Source organism: Streptomyces sp. NPDC001380 (genome assembly GCF_042895785.1).
GTDB lineage: Bacteria > Actinomycetota > Actinomycetes > Streptomycetales > Streptomycetaceae > Peterkaempfera.
The window spans coordinates 93,760-113,398 of sequence record NZ_JBIAWP010000008.1 but is presented as its reverse complement, the minus strand read 5'-3'; the positions used below and the strand labels follow the sequence as shown (position 1 = coordinate 113,398).

Genomic DNA, 19,639 nt, shown 5'->3' with positions numbered 1-19,639 from the left:
CCAGGGCGGACAGGGTCCACGGGTTGGGCTCGCGCCGTACGGGAGGAAGGTCCACCCGCACATCCAACCCGAGGACCGGACACGCCGCCATCACGGCGAGTGCTGCGAGGCCGGACCGGGAGGACGCGCCTGCCGGTCTCCGTCAACGCGAACGCACCGACACGCGAGGCCTCGCGTCCGGCAGGTGACGGCGGTCGGGATACGGGAACCGGCAGCGTCCGTCATTCGCCCTCGTGGGCGCGGCATCAGCCCTCTCGACCGCTCTCCCGGCAGGCCCCTCGGCGGAAGCGCGGGGCTACCCCTCCGCGAGCGTGGCCGCGTGGTCCGGGACGTAGGTCTGCATGTCGCGCGGCGGGCGCTCGTAGCCGGTGGCGGCCGGGCGGGGCGGGAGCTCCAGGGGCGGGCGCTCGACCCTGCGGTAGGGCACGGTGGAGAGGAGGTGGGCGATCATGTTGATGCGGGCGCGGCGCTTGTCGTCGCTCTCCACCACGTACCAGGGCGCCTCGGGGATGTCGGTCCGCGCGAACATCTCGTCCTTGGCCCGCGAGTAGGCCTCCCAGCGGGTGAGGGACTCCAGGTCCATCGAGGAGAGCTTCCAGCGGCGCATCGGGTCCTCCAGCCGGCTGCGGAACCGCTGCTCCTGGACGGCGTCGCTGACGGAGAACCAGTACTTGCGCAGCATGATGCCGTCCTCGACGAGCATCCGCTCGAAGACCGGGCACTGGTGGAGGAAGCGCCAGTACTCCTCCTTGGTGCAGAAGCCCATCACACGCTCCACCCCGGCGCGGTTGTACCAGCTGCGGTCGAGCAGGACGATCTCGCCGGCGGCGGGCAGCTGGGCGGCGTACCGCTGGAAGTACCACTGGCCGCGCTCGCGGTCGGTGGGGGCGGGGAGGGCCACGATGCGGGCGACGCGGGGGTTGAGGTACTCGGTGACGCGTTTGATGGTGGAGCCCTTGCCCGCCGCGTCGCGGCCCTCGAAGACCACGACGAGGCGGGCGCCCTCGGCCCGCACCCACTCCTGGAGCTCGACGAGCTGCGCCTGGAGGCGGTACAGCTCCTGCTCGTAGCAGGCCCGCGGGAGGCGTTCCTGCGCACCGTTGCCGGCCTGCGTCCGGTCCCGGCCCCGCCCCTGCCCGCGGTCCGGACCGCGGTCCTGGCCCTGGTCCTGGTCCTTCCGTGACTTCTTCGCCATGGTGGGCGCTCCCTGCCGACGGTGCGGTGCTCCTGCGGCCACCGTACGGGCGTCCGCGGGGCGGCCGCAGCGCGGAGCGTTCAGCGGGAGGCGTCCCCGGCGTCCCCGGGACCCTCCGTGCCGCCCGCGAGGGCGGCACGGCCGGCCTCCAGGCGTGCGACGGGGATCCGGAACGGCGAGCAGGAGACGTAGTCGAGCCCGACCCGGTGGAAGAAGTGGACCGAGGCGGGGTCGCCGCCGTGCTCGCCGCAGACGCCGGTCTTCAGGCCCGGCCGGGCGGCGCGGCCCTCCTCGACGGCGATGCGGACGAGCCGCCCGACGCCGTCGGCGTCGATGGTCTCGAAGGGGGAGACGGCGAAGATGCCCTTGTCGAGGTAGGCGGAGAAGAAGGCGGCCTCCACGTCGTCGCGGGAGAAGCCCCAGGTGGTCTGGGTGAGGTCGTTGGTGCCGAAGGAGAAGAACTCGGCCTGGGCGGCGATGGCGCCGGCGGTGAGCGCGGCCCGCGGGAGTTCGATCATGGTGCCGACGGGGCACCGCACCTCGGTGCCGGACTCCGCGGAGACCTCGGCGAGCACCCGCTCCACCTCGGCGCGGACCAGCCGCAGCTCCTCCACGGTGTCCACCAGCGGCACCATGATCTCGGCCCGGGGGTCGCCGCCCGCCCGGCGGCGCTCGGCCACGGCCTCGGCGACGGCCCGCACCTGCATGGCGACCAGGCCCGGCACGACCAGGCCGAGGCGGACCCCGCGCAGGCCGAGCATGGGGTTCTCCTCGTGCATGCGGTCCACGGCGGCCAGCAGCTCGGTGTCGTGCGGGTCGGGGTGCCCGCCCGCGGCCTCGGCGGAGGCGACGCGCACGGCCAGGTCGGTGCGGTCCGGCAGGAACTCGTGGAGCGGCGGGTCGAGCAGCCGGATGGTGACGGGCAGGCCGTCCATGGCGGCGAGGATGGCGGCGAAGTCGCCGCGCTGGAGCGGCAGCAGGGCCGCCAGGGCGCGGTCGCGGCCCTCCTGCCCGTCGGCGAGGATCATGGCCTCCACCAGGCGGCGGCGCTCGCCGAGGAACATGTGCTCGGTGCGGCACAGCCCGATGCCCTCGGCGCCGAAGCGGCGGGCGCGGGCGGCGTCCTCGGGGGTGTCGGCGTTGGCCCGCACGCCGAGGCGGCGCACGCCGTCGGCCCGGTCCATGGCGCGGTGCACGGCCTCGGCGACGCCGCCGGCGGCGCGGGCGGCGTCCGCGGTGCCGCCGTCCTCGAAGTAGCGCATCACCGGGGAGTCCGCGAGGGGCACGGCGCCGGCGTGCACGGCGCCCGCCGTGCCGTCGACGGAGAGCAGCGCGCCCTCCTCCACGACGGTCCCGGCCGCGGTGGTGAAGCGGCGGGCGGCGGGGTCCACGGTGAGGGAGTCGGCACCGCAGACGCAGACCTTGCCCATGCCGCGGGCGACGACGGCGGCGTGGCTGGTCTTGCCGCCGCGGCTGGTGAGCACGGCCTGGGCGGCGATCATGCCGGGCAGGTCGTCGGGGGTGGTCTCCTGCCGGACGAGGACGACCCTCTCCCCCTCCGCCGCCCGCCGCACCGCCTCGGCGGAGGTGAAGACGGCGGTGCCGACGGCCGCGCCGGGCGAGGCGGGGATGCCGCGCGCCAGCGGCTCCCCGACCGCGGCGGTGTCGAACCGGGGGAACATCAGCCGGGCCAGTCCCTCGCCGGAGACCCGGGCGAGCGCCTCGTCGGGGCCGGTCAGGCCCTCGTCGGTGAGGGCGGCGGCGATCGCGAAGGCGGCCTCGGCGGTGCGCTTGCCCACCCGGGTCTGCAGCATCCACAGCGTGCCGCGCTCGATGGTGAACTCGATGTCGCACAGGTCCCGGTAGTGGTGCTCCAGGGTTCGCATGATCTCCAGCAGCCGGTCGTACGACGGCTTGTCGAGCCGCTCCAGCTCGGCGAGCGGCACGGCGTTGCGGATGCCGGAGACGACGTCCTCGCCCTGCGCGTTGGGCAGGTAGTCGCCGTAGACGCCGGGGCGGCCGGTGGCGGGGTCGCGGGTGAAGGCGACGCCGCTGCCGGAGTCGGCGCCGAGGTTGCCGAAGACCATGGCCTGGACGTTGACGGCGGTGCCCAGGTCGTCGGGGATGTGCTCGCGCCGGCGGTAGACGCGGGCCCGCTCGGTGTTCCAGGACCGGAAGACGGCGAGCACGGCGCGGCGCAGCTGCTCGACCGGGTCCTCGGGGAAGTCCTCCCCGGTGTGCTCGCGGATCAGCCGCCGGTACTCGCCCGCGAGGACGGCCAGGTCGGCGGCGTCCAGGCCGAGGTCGTCGGCGGCGCCGCGGTCCCGCTTCATCCGGGTGAGGGCGTCCTCGAAGACGGCCGCGTCGACGCCCATCACCGTGCTGCCGAACATCTGCAGCAGGCGGCGGTGGGAGTCGCGGGCGAAGCGCTCGCTGCCGGAGGTCTTGGCGAGGCCCTGCACCGAGTCGTCGTTGAGGCCGATGTCGAGGACGGTCTCCATCATGCCGGGCATGGAGAAGCGGGCACCGGAGCGGACCGAGAGCAGCAGCGGGTCGTCGGGCTGCCCGAGCCGGCGGCCGACGGCCCGCTCCAGGGCCGCCAGGTGCCGCCCGACCTCCTCGCGCAGGCCCTCCGGCTCGGCGCCGGTGGCCAGGTAGGCGCGGCAGGCGTCCGTGGTGACGGTGAAGCCGGGCGGCACGGGCAGGCCGAGCCTGGTCATCTCGGCCAGGTTGGCGCCCTTGCCGCCCAGCAGGCCGGCCTGCTCGCGGCCGCCCTCGGCGAAGTCGTACACGTACGCGGCCATGCGGTGCGCCTCCCGTGCGGGGTGGTCGGGGTCGGTGATCGGGGTCGGCGGTTCGGGGTCGGCGGTTCGGGGTCGGCGGGTCGGGGCGGGACGGGCCTGCCGGCCGTGCGGGGCCGTCAGTCGTGGGGGACGACCGCCACCGGGCAGCGGGCGAAGTGCAGGGCGGCGTGCGCGACCGGCCCGACCCGCATCGCCACGGCGGGCCGGCGCACCCGGCGGCCGACCACCAGCAGCCCGGCGTGCCCGGCGGCCCGGACCAGCACCTCGCCGTGGGAGCCGAGCTCCACCTGCTCGACGACCTCGACCTGCGGGTACTTCTCCCGCCAGGGGGCCAGTGCGGCGGCCAGGGCCTTCCGCTCGATGTCGGACTGCCCCTCGGCGAGGTCCACCGCCGCCTCGCCGTAGCCGTACACCGGCGGCAGGCTCCAGGCCCGGACGACCCGCAGCACGGCGCCGCGCAGGGCCGCCTCGCCGAAGGCGAACCCCAGCAGCGCCGGGGCCGGGTCGCGGTAGCCCTTGACCCCCAGCACGACCTCCTCCCCCGCGCCCTCCAGCGCCCTGCCGCCCTGGGCGCGGACCATCACCACCGGTCCGGCGGCGCGGGCCAGCACCTGGGCGCCGACGGAGCCCAGGACGAACCCGGCGACGGCGCCGTAGCCGTGCGAGCCGAGGACCAGCAGCTCGGACCGCTCCGACCGGTCGAGCAGCACGGCGACCGCCGACTCCCCCTCCTGCTCGACGGAGGCCTCCAGGCCGGGGTGGCGCTCGAGCAGGGCGCGCTCCGCCTCCCGGACCATGCGGGCGGCCCAGTACCGCCGGGTCTCCTCGTCCTGGACGGCGGGGGCGTCCGGCGGCAGCGTGTTCCAGGAGTGGACCAGGACCAGCGGCCGCCCGCGCCGCAGGGCCTCGCGGGCCGCCCAGTCGGCCGCGGCGAGACTCTCGGGGGACCCGTCGAGGCCGACGGTCACGGGCCGGTCGGTCGCAGCTCGGTCGGTCGCAGGCCGGTCGGTCGCGGGTCGGTCGGTCGCAGGTCGGGACACGGTGACACCTCCGGTGGCGGGGATGCGCGGGGGGCGCGGCCTGTGCCGGGCCGGCGGGCGGCCGGTCCGGACACCTCCCACCTTCGCGGCCGGGGGCGGTGCCCGCTGGGGCCACAGGTCCCGACCTGCCGCCCGTCCGGCCCCGCCGGGCACCGCGCCGGACGGTGCGGCGGCGGCGCCCGCCCGGCGGGACGCCCGGGCGCCGCCGCGGGGCGGGCGCTGGGCCGGACGGGTGGCGGACGGCGGGCCGTCCGGGTGAAACCGCCCGGACGCCCCCGGCCGGAGGAGGCCGGGCCCCGGACGGCGCGGCCGGGCGGTGCGGGGGCGCACGACCCCCTGCGGACCCGTGCGGGAGGCGGCCCCCGGGACCGGCGGGCCGCGCCGACGGGACCGGGGCGGCCCCGGGACCCCGGGGCGGGCCGCCGGGGAGGCGGCCGGTCCCGGGCGGGCGGGGGCGTCCGGCGCGGGTACCGGTAGGGGCATGGACGCGACCCTCTCGCTGGTCCTGCTGCTGCTCTTCCTCTGGGGCCTGTGCTCCCAGCGGGTGGAGCGGGTCGAGCTGACCGCCCCCATCGCCTTCGTCCTCGCCGGGCTGCTGCTCGGCGCGGGCACCGGCGCCGTCGACCTCGCCCCCTCCCGGGAGACGGTCAAGGCCCTGGCCGAGATCAGCCTGACCTGGGTGCTCTTCACCGACGCCGCCCGGCTGTCGTTCCGCGAGGTCCGGCCCGACCTGGGCCTGTACGTGCGGCTCCTCGGCGTGGGCCTGCCGCTGTGCATGGCGTTCGGGGCGCTGCTGGCGGCCGGCCTGCTGCCGGGCGTGTCCGGCTGGGCCGCCCTGTACGTGGGGGCGGCGCTGGCGCCGACCGACGCGGCGCTGGGCGCGGCGATGATGGTGAACCCCGTGGTGCCGGCGCGGGTCCGGCGGATGGTCAACGTCGAGAGCGGGCTCAACGACGGCATCGCCACGCCCTTCGTGGTGCTGGCGGTGGCGGGGACGGCGTCCGCGGTGGCGGGGGGCACGGGCCACCACGGTGCGGGCGGCGCGGCCGTGGAGTTGCTGGTCGGGGTCGTGTACGGCGCGGCGGTGGGGGCGGGCGGCGGGTGGCTGGTCCGCACGGCGCTGCGGCGCGGGTGGGCGGCGGAGGAGTTCACCGGTGCGGCCGTGCTGGCGCTGGCGCTGCTCTGCTACACCTGGGCGCTGGCGGTCGGCGGCAACGGCTTCGTGGCGGCCTTCGTCGCGGGGCTGGCGTTCGGCACGGTCCACGGGGGCGCGCCGGAGTGGCAGCTGCGGTTCACCGAGCAGACCGCGTCGGTGCTGTCGCTGCTGGTGTGGCTGGTCTTCGGCGCGGTCGCGGTGCCGTACGCGTTCGGGCACCTGACCTGGCAGGCGGTCGCCTACGCGCTGCTGAGCCTGACGGTGCTGCGGATGGTGCCGGTGGCGCTGTCGCTGGTCCGCAGCGGACTGGACCGCCGCACGGTGCTGTTCGTCGGCTGGTTCGGGCCGCGCGGGCTGGCGTCGGTGATCTTCGTGCTGCTCGCGGTGGAGGAGCTGGACCCGGACGCGGAGCGGGCGGTGGTGCCGGTGGTGGTGTGCACGGTGCTGCTGAGCGTCCTGGCGCACGGCCTCAGCGCCGGGCCGCTGGCCCGCCGGTACGGTGCGGCGGAGACGGAGGCGGAGGCGGCTGCGGCGAAAGGGGCGGCCGCCGGTCCGGAGGGCGCCCGGGGTGCCGAGCTGCCGGTGCGGGGGCTCTCCGCCCGCGCCACGGGACCGGGGCGGCCCGGCGGGACGTGAGCGGAGCCGCCCGGCGGGGCGCGGGCGCCGCGCGCACCTCGTGCGCCCGGCGCCCCGCCACCGCGCCAGGGGCCCTGCGGGGCGGGCCGCTCCGGGCCCGCGTCCGGGCCGGGGAGGGCCGCGGCTCAGAGCCCCCCGTCACCGCCCGGCCCTCCGGTACTGCGGGAGGACGGCTGCGCCGACCTGCCCGGCCGACCGGCACACCAGGTCCGGGGGCGGGCCGTCCGCGGGGCGGCGCCCCGGGACCCCGAGCGTGTCCCGGGGCGGCCGCCCGGCTCCCCGGCCCTCAGAGGGCCCGGACGACGCGGCCGGTGAGGCGGGTGACGGCGATGCGGATCCACAGGTCGCGGTCGCCGCCCGCCCAGGGCCGGGGCGCGGCGCGGGAGGCGAGGGCGCGCAGCTCGTCCGGGTCGGTGACGCGCTCGGCCCGGCCGGTCGCCAGGACGCTCCAGCCCTGGCTGAGGGCGTCGTCGACCTGGTCGACCTCGAAGGCGACCTCCTGGCCGATGGCGGCGGCGGGGGCCGCGCCCGCGGCGGTCCGGTAGACGATGCGGTCGCCGTCGACGGCGTAGTTGACCGGCAGGACGGAGATGCCGAGGTCGGTGGTGAAGGCGACACGCCCCACCCCGCGGCTGTCCAGGCGCGTGCGGCACTCCTCGGCGCCGAGCTCCTCCAGTTCGGGCCGGGCGGCGGCCTCGGAGCGGCCGGGCGGGAGGCCGACGTCCCCGCCGCGCAGCTGCTCGGCGGTGGTCTGCAGGGCCCCGGCCAGCCTCAGCAGGGCGCCGGGCTCGATCTGGGCGGGCCGCTCCTCCACGTACTGCAGGTAGCGGACGGCCATGCCGGCGCGGGACGCCACCTGCTCGCGGCTGAGCCCGAGCTGGCGGCGGCGCAGGGCCGCGCGGCGCCCGATGTCGCCGGCGTGGGGCGGCTCGGCGGGGCTGCCGGGCTGGTCGCTGCCGGACGGGCCGGGCACGTCGGGCCGGCCGAGCTGTCCGGGGCTGCCGGACTGGTCCTGCTGCTGGGTCACGGCGGACACCTCCGGGTCGGGTGTGCGCGGCTGTACGGGACGTCCCCTCCCCTCCCCAGGGAAGCACCCGCGGCGGCGGTCCGCCAGGTGCGCCGCCCGCCCGGGCCGCCGGGGGCCGCCGGTGGGGGTGACCAGGCCGTAGTGGCCGTCGCTGCGGTGGTGGAGCACGGCGCCGCGCCCGGTGGCGGCGTCGGTGAAGAAGACGAAGGGCAGGCCGGTGGCCTCCAGCCGGCGCACGGCCTCGGCCACCGTGGTCCGGGGCGCGGGGACCTCGCTGACGGTGACCGGCAGGCCGGCCGGGGGCAGGCCCGCGCCGGCGGCGGGGCCGGTGCGGGCCAGGCGGTAGCCGGTGGGCCCGGCCCGGTAGACCAGGGTGTCGAAGCCGGTGGCCGTGTCGGTGAAGAGGCGGAACCGGTGGCCGAGGGCGTCCATCTCGAAGACGGCCTCGTGGACCGGTTCGACGGGCGGTCCGGACGGCGCGCGGCGCACGACGCGCCGCTCCCCCGGGGGCAGCCGGCGCGGCGCCGGGGCGCCCTCGCGGCCGGCCGGGGTCCGGCGCAGGCACGCGCGGTCGAGCCGGCCCGCCAGCAGCTCGGCGAGCAGGTCGACCGCCGCCGCCGGGGTGGGGCCGCCCGCGCGGGCCCGCACCAGCCGCCCGCCGACGTCCACGGCCGCCTCGGCGGAGGCCGGACGGGCGCCGGACGGGCAGGCCGCCTGCGTGAGCCGCACCCGGACCCCGAGCACCGGTCCGGGCAGGGCGGCGACGACGGCCCCGACGGCGGTCCGCGCGCGGTCGGCGGCACGGCGGGGGACGTCGCCGTGCCGCTCCACCAGCACCTCGACGCCGCCCGGCAGGCCGACGGGCGGCACCTCGACGGGCGGCGTTCCCACGGGCCGCGTTCCCACGGGCGGCGTTCCCACGGGCGGCGTTCCCACGGGCCGCGTCCCGGCCGGCGGGCCGGCGGGCCCCTTCCCTGCGGGCAGCACCTTCGGACCGGTCATCAGTGCACCTCCTCCTCCGGCCACCAGGCTGCACCCCGCCGACGGCGCGGACCGAGGGCCGAAGGGGTCCCGACGGCGCGCCCAGAGGCCTGCCCGCAGGCCGGCGGCGGTGCCGGACGGCCCGCGGGGCCGGGACCTCCGGCACCTGCGCACGGGCCGCGCCGGGGCGGGACATTGGCGGCGCCCCGACCCCCAGGGACGGGCGACAACCACGGACGGGCGGCCGCCACGGACGGCCGGCGCGGACCGGGGGACGGGGCCCTGACGGGAGGACGGGTCCCGGCCGGGTCGGGGCGCGGACGGCAGCGACGGGCAGCAACGAGCAGCGGAGATGGGGAGAGGGCCATGGCAGTCCTGCGTGCACACCGGATCCGGGTCGGCAGACCCGGGCGGACACCGGCCGGGGAGGCCGGCGAGGCGGGGAAGGCGGCCGTGCGGCCGGAGGCGGCGGCCGCCGGGGCGGCGGGGGCGCGGGCGCTCGCCGTCCTGCGCGTCGCCACCGGAGCGGTGTTCCTCTGGGCCTTCCTCGACAAGGCCTTCGGCTGGGGCTGGGCGACCCCGTCGAAGGGCGCCTGGGTGAACGGCGGCTCGCCCACCCGCGGGTTCCTGGGCCACGTGGCGGCCGGACCGCTGCAGTCGGTGTTCCGCTCCTGGGCCGGCGCGTGGTGGGCGGACTGGCTCTTCATGGCCGGCCTGCTCGGCATCGGCCTGGCCCTGACCGCGGGGGTCGCCCTGCGGATCGCGGCGGCCGGCGGGGCCGTCCTGATGGCGCTGATGTGGGCGGCGGAGTGGCCCCCGGCCCGGCACCTGTCGGACGGCTCGGCCAGCATGTCGACCAACCCGCTGGTGGACTACCACGTGGTCTACGCGCTGGTCCTGGTCGCCGTGGCGGTGCTCGGCGCGGGCGGCACCTGGGGCCTGGGGCGCCGGTGGGCCGCGCTCCCGGTGGTCCGCGACCACCCCTGGCTGCGCTGACCGCCGCGGGCCGCGAGGCCGGGACGGAGGGCCGGGCCGCGGGGCCGGGACGGGCCTCCGCCCCGGCCCCGCGGCCATGGGACCTTGGGCTCGGAGCCGGGCGCCGATCGGCCCTGCCGCGCCCGCCGGGACCGCCGCACGCTGGGGGCGAGGGGCCCTTCCGGCCCGTCCGACGACGTACGGAGGCAGCCATGAGCGCGTTCCGAGGCGGGCGGCCGGTGGTCGCGGGCGTGGGGCGGTCCGCGACGGCGCTGCGGGCGGCGCACTGGGCCGCGGACGAGGCCGTGCGGCGGGGCGTCCCGCTGCGGATGGTCCACGCCCTGGAGTGGCCGCCCGGGTCGGACCCGCACCCCGCGGTGGACCACCCGGAGCGGACCTGGAGCGCCCACTACCGGGCCGCCGGCGAGGCCGTCCTGCGCGAGGCGGCCGACGAGGTGCGCCGCCGCCGCCCCGAGGCGGACGTGGAGACCCTCCTGGCGGACGGGGCGCGGGCCGCGGTGCTGCGCGCGCAGGGCGACGAGGCCGCGCTCCTGGTCATCGGGGCGAAGCGGCTGGCCGCCGAGGACGTGCTGACCACCGGCAACCTGGGCGTGGCGCTGACCTCGCACGCGGGCTGCCCCGTGGCGGTGGTCCGGGTGCCCGAGCACGTGACGCACGAGCCGCCGCTGGTCGTGGTCGGCGTGGACGGCTCGGAGAACTGCCGGGACGCCGTGGCCGTCGCCTTCGAGGAGGCCGCGCTGCGCGGCGCCCGGCTGCTGGCGGTGGAGGCCCGGCAGCACGTCGGCCGGCCGCTCGCGGAGTCCCGGAACCGGGAGCTGGAGGAGCGGGTGCGCGCGGACCTGTCCGAGGCGACCGCGGGCTGGCAGGAGAAGTACCCGGAGGTCGAGGTGCGGCACGAGGTGCTGCCCGGCAAGCCGGCGCAGGTCCTGCTGCGGGAGGCCGCGCACGCCCGCTGCCTGGTGGTGGGGACGCGGGGCCTCGGCGGCTTCCGCGGCCTGCTGCTGGGCTCGGTGAGCCACGTGCTGCTGCACCACGCGGCCTGCCCGCTGATCGTGGTCCCGCCGCGGACCGGCTGACCGGTGGCCGCCGCGGAGCGGGAGGGCGCCGTACGGCAGGGGGGCGGCGCGGCGCGGGCACCCGCCGCGGGGGCGCGGGCCCGGGGCCTGACGCCGCAGGAGGCGGCCAGGCGGCTCGCCGTGCACGGGCCGAACCGGGTGGAGCAGCGCCGGCGGGTGCCGCTGCGGTCGCGGGTGGCGGCGCAGCTCCGGGACCCGCTGATCCTGGTGCTGCTGGCCGCCGTCGTGCTGACCGTGGCGACCGGCGACCAAGCCGACGCGGTCGTCATCGCCCTCGTCGTCGTCGCGAACACGACGGTCGGCGTGGCGCAGGAGGTCCGCGCGGACAGCGCGGTGGAGGCGCTGACGGAGATGTCCGCGCCCACCGCACGGGTGCTGCGGGACGGGAGCGGCCAGCGGGTGCCGGCGGCCGAGGTGGTGCCGGGGGACGTGCTCCTGCTCGGCGAGGGGGACGTCGTGGCCGCCGACGCGGCGCTGGTGGAGGCCTCCGCGCTGCTGGTCGACGAGTCGGCGGTGACCGGCGAGTCCGTCCCGGTGGAGAAGGCCGCCGCGGGGGCGGGGGCCGTCTCCGGGGGCACGGGCGCGGCGGGGGCCGCCGTCGCGGGGGGCGCGGCCGGGGCGGGGGGCCAGCTGCAGGCGGGGACCGTGGTCGTGCACGGCCGGGGCGTGGCGGAGGTGACCGCGACGGGGGCGGCCAGCACCCTCGGCCGGATCGCCGCCCTGCTGGAGGCCCGTCCGCAGCGCACCCCGCTGCAGCGCCGGCTCGCGGACCTGGGCCGGGTGCTGGCGCTGACCGCGGTGGCGCTCTGCCTGGTCGTCTTCGCGTCCGGCCTGGCACGGGGCCAGGGCTTCGAACTGATGGCGGTGACGGCGGTCAGCCTCGCGGTGGCGGCCGTGCCCGAGTCGCTGCCCGCGGTGGTGACGCTCTCCCTGGCGCTGGGCGCCCGGCGGATGGCGGCCCGGCACGCGGTGGTGCGCCGGCTGCACGCCGTGGAGACGCTGGGGTCGGTGACGGTGCTCGCGACCGACAAGACCGGCACCCTCACCGAGGGCCGGATGGCGGTCGGCCGGGTGTGGACGCCGTACGGGTCGGCGCGCCTCACCGGGACGGGGTACCGGCCCGTGGGCGAGGTGCTGGTCGAGGCCGGTACGGAGGGCGGGGCCGGGGCGGAGGGCGCGGCCGGGGCGGACGGCCCGGACGGACGGGACGGCCGCCCGGACCGGGCGGGCGGGCCCGGGGGCGCGGGGGCGGACGCCGCGGCGCGGGCCGCGGTGCGCGCGGCCCTGGAGGCGGCGGCGCTGTGCAACGACGCGTCCCTGCGGCCGCCCGCCCCCGGCACGGACCGCTGGACCGCCCTGGGCGACCCCACCGAGGCCGCCCTGCTCGCCGCCGCCGCGAAGGCGGGCCTGGACCGGGACGCCCTGGTCCGGGAGCAGCCGCGGATCGCCGAGGCGCCGTTCGACAGCGCGCGGCGGCGCATGACAACCCTGCACCGGCGGCCCTCCGGCCGGGTGCGGGTGTGCCTGAAGGGCGCCCCGGAAGCGGTGCTCGACCCGGCGGTCGTGGCGGAGCCCCCGGCCGTGCTGGAGCGGGCGCGGACGGAGGCCGCGCGGCTGGCCCGCGACGGCTTCCGGGTCCTGGCCGTGGCGGGCGGTGGGGCGGACGGCCCCGACCCGTCGGCCGCCGAGTCGGGGCTGCGGCTGCTCGGCCTGGTCGGGATCGACGACCCGCCGAAGGCCGCCGCCGCCGGCACCCTCGCGGCCTGCCGCGCCGCGGGGATCGTCCCGGTGCTCGTCACGGGGGACCACCCGGCGACGGCCCGGTCCGTCGCCGTCCGGCTCGGCCTGCTGGACGGGGACGGCGGAACCGGCGGGGGGCGCGGCGGCGGGCCGGACGGGGTGGTGACCGGCGGCGACCTCGCCGCGGGCCGGGTCGGCGACATCACCCGGGTGCGGGTCTTCGCCCGCACCTCCCCCGAGCAGAAGGTGGACGTCGTCCAGGCCTGGCGCGACCGGGGCCAGGTCACCGCCATGACCGGCGACGGCGTCAACGACGGCCCCGCCCTGCGCCGGGCCGACATCGGCGTCGCCATGGGCCGCCGCGGCACCGAGGTCGCCCGGCAGGCCGCCGACCTGGTGCTCGCCGACGACGAGCTGGGCACGGTGGTGGCCGCCGTCGAGGAGGGCCGCCGCGTCTACGACAACATCCGCCGGTTCCTGCTGTACGGGCTGGCCGGGGGCGCCGCCGAGATCCTGGTCATGCTCACCGGTCCGCTGCTCGGCCCGGCCGTGCCGCTGCGGGCGGGCCAGATCCTCTGGATCAACCTGCTGACGCACGGCCTGACGGGGGTGGCCATGGGCGCCGAGCCCGCGTCGCCGCGGGCGATGCGGCGGCCGCCGCGCCCGCCCGAGCAGCACGTGCTGGGCGACGGGCTGTGGGCGGGGGTGCTGGAGCTCGGGGTGCTCGTCACGGCCGTCGGGCTGGGGGCCGGCCTGTGGGTCCGGCACGGCGGCGGGCCGTGGCAGACGACGCTCTTCCTGGCGCTGCTCGCCGCCCAGCTGGGGGTGTGCGCGGGCCTGCGGGAGCGCTGGCGCACCCGGGAGAACCCGTACCTGCCGCTGGCCCTGGCGGCCTCGGCGGGGCTGGGGCTCGCGGCGGTGTACGTGCCCGCGCTGCGCGCGGTGCTGGAGACGGTCCCCCTGGGAGGGGCGGAACTGCTGGCCGCCGCGGCGGCCGGGGTCGCGGCCGCCGCCGCGGCCAGGCTGGTGCGGCGGCGGGCGCGGCGGCGGGACGCCCGGACGGACGGCGGGGCGGACGCCCGGACGGACGGCGGGTCGGCCGGGGGCGGGCGGCCGGGAACGGCCGGGGTCAGCGGTACGGGACCACGGCGACCGGGCACGCGGCGTGGTGGACGGCGGCGTGCGTGACCGGGCCGATGTGCAGGCCCACGGCGGACTCCCGGTCCCGGCGCCCCACGACCAGCAGCCCGGCCTGCACGGCCGCCGCCGCCAGCGGGGCCCCGGCGCTCCCGCGCACCGTCTGGTGCACGACCCGCACCTGCGGGTGCTTCTCCCGCCAGGGCCGCAGCACGGCCTCCGCCCGCTCCTCGTCCGCGACGAGCAGCCGGGCGGCGGCCGCCGGCTCCAGCGGGGCCGGTCCGTGCTCGAGGCCCGCCGGGGGGTTCCAGGCATGGACGGCCCGCAGCAGGGCGGACCGCAGGGCGGCCTCCTCGAAGGCGAAGGCGAGCACGTCGTCGCAGGGCCTGCGCAGGTCCAGGCCCAGGACGACCTCCCGGGGCGGCGCTCCGGCGGGGTGCTCCGCGGCGGGCGCGGGCGGCAGGTCCGCGGCGGCCCGGACCAGCACCACCGGGCAGGCGGACCGGGACAGGACCGTCTGGGCCACGGAGCCGATCAGGAAGCCCCGGAGGGCGCCGAGGCCGCGCGAGCCGAGGACCAGCAGGGCGGCGCGCCGCCCCGCCGCGGTCAGGACCTCGGCCGGGGCGCCGGGGACCTGCGCGGTGGTGACGTCGGCACCGGCGTGGCGGGTGCGCAGCTCGACCTCCATCCGGGCCAGCACCCGCTCGCCCCAGCGGCGCCCCTCCCGGTCGGCCTCGGCGTGGCGGTGGCCTTCGGGCAGCCGGGGCCACGCCTGGACGAGTTCGACGGGCAGGCCGCGGAGCAGCGCCTCGCGGGCCGCCCAGTCGGCGGCGGCGACGCTCTCGGGCGAGGCGTCGAGGCCGACGACGATCGGTCGGGGCATGGGGGCCTCCTGTCGGCGGGGCGGACGCTGCCGTCCGCCCCGGTCCTGCCCGGCCGGGGTGCGGCCGGCCGGGGTGCGGGCCGTCCCGGTGTGCCCGGGCGCGGCGGCGCCCTCCGGGCGCCGTGCGGACGGTGCGTGCGGACGGTGCGTGCGGCCGGTCCGGGCGGCCGGTCCGGGCTCCGTGCGTCCAGCCTCGGCGCCCGGACCCGCCGCCGGCCAGGGGCGAAGGTCCCCGCGGCGGGCGGTCGCACGGCGTCCCGGACGCGGGCGTGCCGCCCGGTGGGGCGGCCCGCGGGCCCGGGCGGCGGGCCCGGGCGGCGGGCCCGGGCGGTACGGAGGGCCCGTCAGTCCTGCGGCGGGGGCGGGGTCCGCGCCTCGGGCACGACCGCGACCGGGCAGGGGGCGTGGTGCAGCACGGCGTGGTTGACCGGGCCGAGCTGGAGGCCGACCCCGCTGTGGCGGCGGCGGGCGCCGACGACCAGCAGGTCGGCGTCGGCGGCGGCCTCCAGCAGGGCCTTGTGGGAGCCGGCGTTGCGCGGCTCCAGCCGGAGGAGCACGCCCGGGTGGGCCGCGGCCGCGTCGGCGGTGGCCGCCTCCAGCATGCGGCGCGCCTGGACGTACCCGGCGTCCGCCATCGCGTTCATCGCCGGGCCGTAGAGCAGGAACGGGTCGGTGGAGTGCCAGGCGTGCACGGCCTCCAGCCGTGCGCCCCACGTCTCCGCGAGGTCGAGGGCGAACTCCGCGGCGGCGCGGGACGACCCGGGGTCCCCCACCCCCAGGACGACGCGGCCGTGCCGGCGGTCCACCGCGTCGTCCCCGCCGCGCACCACGACGACGGGGCAGGCCGCGCGGGCGGCGGTCTGCAGGCCCGTCGAGCCGAGCAGCAGCCCGGCGAAGCCGCCGCGCCCCCGGTCGCCGACCACCAGGACCGACGCCCCGCAGGCCGCCTCCAGCAGCGCCGGGACGGTGGCCTGCGGGACCACCTCGGCCCGGACCTCGACCCCGGGACGGCGGGTCCCGGCCCGTTCGGACGCGGTGTCGACCAGTTCGGCGACGGCCTTGCGGGCGAGGGCCAGGTCGGGGTTGTCGGACGGGTCGGGCTCGTAGCGGTCCCACAGCGAGGTGTGCAGCAGGCGCAGCGGCGCGCCGCGCACGTGGGCCTCGTCGGCCGCCCAGTCGACGGCGCGCAGGCTGGAGGCGGAGCCGTCGATGCCGACGACGACGGGGAGGGGCATGGTGGTCCTCCGTCCGGACGGTCCCGCGCGTCCGGGGTGCGGCGCGCGGACGGTGCACGGGCGACGGTGCCCGTTCCGGTACCAGTGCACGCCGGGGCCACCCGATCGGGCGAGGGCCGAACGGTCCAGGACCCGGCGGCGGCGCGGCCGGGCGTGGCGGGGTCGGGGGCCGGTCGGGACGGCGCGGGGCCGGGGCCGGGCCCGGGGACGGGGACGGTGCGGGTACGAAGGTCCCGGGCCGCCGGGCCGGGGCGGCCCTTGGCGGCCCGGCGGGCGCGGGGTCAGCCTGGAGGCCGGCAGGCGGTGCGGGAGGTGGCGGTCATGACGTCGGACGAGGGACGGGGCCGGGAGCCCGGCGGGCAGCAGCAGGAGCGCGGGCAGGGGCAGGAGGCGCGGGGGAGGCGGCGGATCGTGGTGGGCGTGGACGGCTCGCCCGCGTCGCGGGCGGCCCTGCGCTGGGCGGCGGACCAGGCGGCCCTGACGGGCGCGGTGGTCGAGGCGGTCACCGGCTGGGAGTTCACGCCGGTGTACGGGTGGAGCGTCCCGTCGCTCGACCCCGAGCTGGCCGCGGCCGCGGAGCAGACCCTGACGGAGAGCGTCCGCGAGGTGCTGGGCCCGGAACCGGCCGTGGAGGTGCACCGGTGCACGGCGTCCGGCAACGCCGCCCAGGTGCTGCTGGACCGTGCCCACGGCGCGGACCTGCTGGTCCTGGGCAACCGCGGGCACGGCGGGTTCGCGGGGGCCCTGCTCGGCTCGGTGACCCAGCACTGCGTGCACCACGCGGACTGCCCCGTGGTCGTCATCCCCCACGGCCGCGGCTGACCCGGCGCGGCCCGGCCCGGGCGGCGGCCGGGGCCGCCGGTCCCGCCGTGCCGCACCGGCCGGGGGCCGGGCCTCCGCACGGAGCCGCACGGGCCCGCCCCGGCCCGGACCCGAGCGGACCGGACCGGACCGGCCTCCGCCGGGGCAGGGCCGGTCGGCGGCGGCGGCCGGGGACGGACGGCCCACGCGGCGGCCCCGGCGGCGGGGCGACAGTGAGGGGGTGGGGCCGGGCCGGCGTCCCGAGAGGACGCCCGGCGGCCGCCGGACCGGAAGGAGCCTTGACGATGCGACACCGTACCGTGGGAGAGCTGATGACCTCCGGGGTGGTCCGCGCGCACCCGGACACTCCCTTCAAGGAGTTCGCCCAGCTGCTGGAGCGCAACGACGTGACGGCGGTGCCGGTGGTGGACGAGGAGGACCGCCCCCTGGGGGTGGTGTCCGAGGCGGACCTGCTGCGGCACGCCGCGGCCTGCGAGGACCCGGCGGGGCTGCTGCCCCCGGCCCGGCTGTCCCCCCGGGAGCGGGCCAGGAGCGAGGCCCTCACCGGGCAGGGCCTGATGAGCAGTCCGGCGGTGTGCGCCCGCCCCGAGTGGACGGTCGTCGAGGCCGCCCGGCTGATGGAGGGCAAGCGGCTCAAGCGGCTGCCCGTCGTCGACGAGGCGGGCCGGCTGATCGGGATCGTCAGCCGCTCGGACCTGCTGCGGGTCTTCCTGCGCAGCGACCGGGCGATCCACGAGGAGATCCGGCACGAGGTCCTCGACGGGACCCTCGGCCTGTACCCGGACTCGGTGGACGTCCAGGTGCACGAGGGGCAGGTGACCCTGTCCGGGGTCCTGGAGCGGCACAGCCAGCAGCAGGCCCTGGTCCGGCTGTGCCGGGGCGTGGACGGCGTGGTCGCGGTCCACGACCGGCTCGGGTACCGGGCCGACGACACGACGGGCCAGCCGGTGGGACCGGCCGGCCGCAGGTGACCGGAGTCCCCGCGGCCCGGTGGGGGCCGCGGGGCCGCGCGAGGAGGCGGAGTCCGATGCGCCCTACCGCACCCCAGCAGCGTCCGCCCGGCCGTCCCGGCCGGGCCGTCCGCCTGCGCCGCGCCCTGGGCCGGGACGGCAACCCCCTGTGGCGCCCGGTCGACCGGGCGCGGACCAGGCTCGCCTCGGTGGTGCTGCTGCTGGCGGTGGTGACGGCGGCGCTGTCCGCGGCGTTCTCCTGGACGCTGTACCGGTCGGACCTGAGGGCGGCCGACGCGCTCGCCGCGCACCGCCACCGGGTGGCGGCCACGACCCTGGCCGCGGCGCCGCAGGACGGCACCTGGATGCCGGGGGCGCTGGGCCCGCCGGTCCCGGCCCGCTGGCACTACCCGGCGCAGCGGACGCACACCGCGCCGGTGCCGGTGAGGAGCGGGACCCCCGCGAGGAGCACCGTCACCGTGTGGGTCGACGACCACGGGGCGCCGGCGGGCCCCCTGCGGTCCTCCGCCGACATCGTGACGGGCGCCGTCCTCGCGGGCTTCGCCGCGCTCACCGGCTCGGCGCTGCTGTGCGGGTCCGTCCAGGCGGTGGGCCGCCGGCGGATCGACGCCCGCACGGCGGCGGCCTGGGAGCGGGAGTGGGAGCAGGTCGAGCCGGGCTGGTCGGGTCGCTCCCGGTCGTCCTGACCCCCGTTCCCCGGGCCCCCCGCACGGGCCGGGACCCGCACGCGGCGCGCGGCGGGAGCCCGGTCCGTGCGGGCGTCGTCCGCGGGGCGTCCTCCGGGTCCTCCGCACAGGGCCCCGAGGAGGCTCCTCGGGGCCCTCGGCAGGGGCCCGGGACGTGCCGTGCGGGGCGCCCTGCGGGACGGGCGCCGTACGGGCCCGGGCCGGTGTGCGTGCCGCGGGGGCGCCCCGCGGCCGGTGGCGGCCTCCGCGGCCGGGCCGGGGCCCGGACGGCCGCGGAGGCGCACACGGGCGGCCGGTGCCCTCGGGGCACCGGCCGCCTGCGGGTCTCCCGGCCGGTTCAGTAGAGCGGGGCGGTCCTGGGCGGCTCGCGGTGCTGCGGGTGCGGGGCGTGCAGGCGGCAGTCGACGCCGACGACGCCCTCGACGGCGCGCGCCAGGCGGGCGGCCACCGGGACGAGGCAGGCGTCGCCGACCTCGCCGTCCAGCGTCACCACCCCTTCCACGACGGTGACGGAGACGCCGGCGGACGCCGGGCCGGGAAGGCCCTCGGCGAGTTCGCGCCGCACCTCGTCGGCGAGCTGGCCGTCCGCCCGCAGGAAGACCTTCAGCAGGTCGGTGCGGCTCACCACGCCGACCGGCCTCCGCTCGGCGTCGACCACGGGGAGCCGCTTGACGTGGTGCCGCGCCATCAGGCGCGCCGCCTCGGCGAGCGGGACGTCGGGCGCGACGCACACGGCGGGCCCGGTCATCACGTCGGAGGCGGTGACGCCGCCGGCCTTCTCGATCTCCTGGATCTGCTGCAGCTGCTCCCGGCGGGACGGCTCGTACCCGCGGTAGGCCTCCTTCTGCAGGAGGTCCGCCTCGGAGACGACGCCGACGACCCGGCGGTCGGCGTCGAGCACCGGCAGGGCGCTGATCCGCCAGTGACCCATGGCCGCGGCGATCTCCTTGAAGGGGGCGTGCCGGGAGACGGCGACCACGGGGGTGCTCATGACGTCCCGCACGCGGTAGGGCGCAGCCATCGTTCTCTCCTCCTCCGGTCCGTCCCGCCCCTGGTCGGACGGCTCCCCGGGGGCGGGCCCCGGGGCCCGCCGGGCCCCACTGCCATCGTGCGCGCGGGCGGCGGCGCGCGGTCAGGGGCCGAAGGTCCCCGGGGGCGGCCCCGGTGGCCGATACTCGGGGCCATGCGGAAACTCCCGGCCGGGACCCCGGCCCCGTGCAGGACTGCCCCGTGCAGGACGTCCCCGTGCCGGAC

General features: G+C 79.3%; 14 protein-coding genes. 7 read left to right on the top strand and 7 right to left on the bottom strand.

Annotated elements, in window-relative coordinates; all coding sequences use genetic code 11:
• Positions 1-295: 295 nt before the first annotated feature.
• From ppk2 to ACFY07_RS12275, 3 genes are all read right to left on the bottom strand, one after another.
• Complete coding sequence (ppk2, locus tag ACFY07_RS12285) at positions 296-1,195, bottom strand: polyphosphate kinase 2 (RefSeq protein ID WP_390868591.1); 900 nt, start codon at positions 1,193-1,195, stop codon at positions 296-298.
• A gap of 80 nt (positions 1,196-1,275) precedes the next feature.
• Positions 1,276-3,999 (bottom strand): pyruvate, phosphate dikinase, encoded by a 2,724-nt coding sequence (ppdK, locus tag ACFY07_RS12280; RefSeq protein WP_390868590.1) that lies wholly within the window; start codon positions 3,997-3,999, stop codon positions 1,276-1,278.
• Positions 4,000-4,115: 116 nt separating this feature from the next.
• Positions 4,116-4,967: a universal stress protein gene (locus ACFY07_RS12275; RefSeq protein ID WP_390868589.1), complete on the bottom strand. Its 852-nt coding sequence runs from the start codon at positions 4,965-4,967 to the stop codon at positions 4,116-4,118.
• A gap of 553 nt (positions 4,968-5,520) precedes the next feature.
• On the opposite strand from ACFY07_RS12275, the gene ACFY07_RS12270 reads away from it, so the two are divergent.
• Positions 5,521-6,831, top strand: a complete 1,311-nt coding sequence (locus ACFY07_RS12270; RefSeq protein ID WP_390868588.1) for a cation:proton antiporter — start codon at positions 5,521-5,523, stop codon at positions 6,829-6,831.
• Positions 6,832-7,117: 286 nt separating this feature from the next.
• On the opposite strand, the gene ACFY07_RS12265 is transcribed toward ACFY07_RS12270, so the two are convergent.
• On the bottom strand, positions 7,118-8,749 hold the full coding sequence (locus ACFY07_RS12265; RefSeq protein ID WP_390868587.1) for a pyridoxamine 5'-phosphate oxidase family protein: 1,632 nt from the start codon (positions 8,747-8,749) through the stop codon (positions 7,118-7,120).
• Positions 8,750-9,205: 456 nt separating this feature from the next.
• Between ACFY07_RS12265 and ACFY07_RS12260 the strand changes: the two genes are divergently transcribed.
• The 3 genes from ACFY07_RS12260 (at position 9,206) to ACFY07_RS12250 (ending at position 13,839) form a co-directional block, all read left to right on the top strand.
• The gene (locus tag ACFY07_RS12260) at positions 9,206-9,835 is read left to right on the top strand and encodes a hypothetical protein (RefSeq protein WP_390868586.1); all 630 of its coding nucleotides are present in this window, start codon (positions 9,206-9,208) and stop codon (positions 9,833-9,835) included.
• A 191-nt stretch (positions 9,836-10,026) separates the two neighbouring features.
• Positions 10,027-10,911 carry a universal stress protein gene (locus ACFY07_RS12255; RefSeq protein ID WP_390868585.1) on the top strand — a complete coding sequence of 295 codons (885 nt, stop codon included), beginning with the start codon at positions 10,027-10,029 and terminating at the stop codon, positions 10,909-10,911.
• 120 nt (positions 10,912-11,031) lie between these two features.
• Entirely contained in the window at positions 11,032-13,839 is a 2,808-nt protein-coding gene (locus ACFY07_RS12250) for a cation-translocating P-type ATPase (RefSeq protein WP_390868584.1), read from the top strand.
• Here the strand turns inward: ACFY07_RS12250 and ACFY07_RS12245 are convergent.
• Positions 13,781-14,671 carry a universal stress protein gene (locus ACFY07_RS12245; protein WP_390868583.1) on the bottom strand — a complete coding sequence of 297 codons (891 nt, stop codon included), beginning with the start codon at positions 14,669-14,671 and terminating at the stop codon, positions 13,781-13,783. The genes ACFY07_RS12250 and ACFY07_RS12245 overlap by 59 nt on opposite strands.
• 344 nt (positions 14,672-15,015) lie before the next feature.
• Complete coding sequence (locus tag ACFY07_RS12240) at positions 15,016-15,906, bottom strand: universal stress protein (RefSeq protein WP_390868582.1); 891 nt, start codon at positions 15,904-15,906, stop codon at positions 15,016-15,018.
• 321 nt (positions 15,907-16,227) lie between these two features.
• Between ACFY07_RS12240 and ACFY07_RS12235 the strand changes: the two genes are divergently transcribed.
• From ACFY07_RS12235 to ACFY07_RS12225, 3 genes are all read left to right on the top strand, one after another.
• Entirely contained in the window at positions 16,228-16,728 is a 501-nt protein-coding gene (locus ACFY07_RS12235) for a universal stress protein (protein ID WP_390868581.1), read from the top strand.
• Between the two features lie 284 nt (positions 16,729-17,012).
• On the top strand, positions 17,013-17,699 hold the full coding sequence (locus ACFY07_RS12230; protein ID WP_390868580.1) for a CBS domain-containing protein: 687 nt from the start codon (positions 17,013-17,015) through the stop codon (positions 17,697-17,699).
• A 56-nt stretch (positions 17,700-17,755) separates the two neighbouring features.
• Positions 17,756-18,385, top strand: a complete 630-nt coding sequence (locus tag ACFY07_RS12225) for a hypothetical protein (RefSeq protein WP_390868579.1) — start codon at positions 17,756-17,758, stop codon at positions 18,383-18,385.
• A 337-nt stretch (positions 18,386-18,722) separates the two neighbouring features.
• On the opposite strand, the gene ACFY07_RS12220 is transcribed toward ACFY07_RS12225, so the two are convergent.
• Positions 18,723-19,406 (bottom strand): CBS domain-containing protein, encoded by a 684-nt coding sequence (locus tag ACFY07_RS12220; RefSeq protein ID WP_230654174.1) that lies wholly within the window; start codon positions 19,404-19,406, stop codon positions 18,723-18,725.
• Positions 19,407-19,639: the final 233 nt, after the last annotated feature.

Bases quoted from the DNA above. Each gene is read 5' to 3' on its own strand.
- ppk2 (WP_390868591.1), bottom strand. From the start codon at position 1,195: ATGGCGAAGAAGTCACGGAAGGACCAGGACCAGGGCCAGGACCGCGGT.
- ppdK (WP_390868590.1), bottom strand. From the start codon at position 3,999: ATGGCCGCGTACGTGTACGACTTCGCCGAGGGCGGCCGCGAGCAGGCC.
- ACFY07_RS12270 (WP_390868588.1), top strand. From the start codon at position 5,521: ATGGACGCGACCCTCTCGCTGGTCCTGCTGCTGCTCTTCCTCTGGGGC.
- ACFY07_RS12260 (WP_390868586.1), top strand. From the start codon at position 9,206: ATGGCAGTCCTGCGTGCACACCGGATCCGGGTCGGCAGACCCGGGCGG.
- ACFY07_RS12255 (WP_390868585.1), top strand. From the start codon at position 10,027: ATGAGCGCGTTCCGAGGCGGGCGGCCGGTGGTCGCGGGCGTGGGGCGG.
- ACFY07_RS12245 (WP_390868583.1), bottom strand. From the start codon at position 14,671: ATGCCCCGACCGATCGTCGTCGGCCTCGACGCCTCGCCCGAGAGCGTC.
- ACFY07_RS12240 (WP_390868582.1), bottom strand. From the start codon at position 15,906: ATGCCCCTCCCCGTCGTCGTCGGCATCGACGGCTCCGCCTCCAGCCTG.
- ACFY07_RS12235 (WP_390868581.1), top strand. From the start codon at position 16,228: ATGACGTCGGACGAGGGACGGGGCCGGGAGCCCGGCGGGCAGCAGCAG.
- ACFY07_RS12230 (WP_390868580.1), top strand. From the start codon at position 17,013: ATGCGACACCGTACCGTGGGAGAGCTGATGACCTCCGGGGTGGTCCGC.
- ACFY07_RS12225 (WP_390868579.1), top strand. From the start codon at position 17,756: ATGCGCCCTACCGCACCCCAGCAGCGTCCGCCCGGCCGTCCCGGCCGG.
- ACFY07_RS12220 (WP_230654174.1), bottom strand. From the start codon at position 19,406: ATGGCTGCGCCCTACCGCGTGCGGGACGTCATGAGCACCCCCGTGGTC.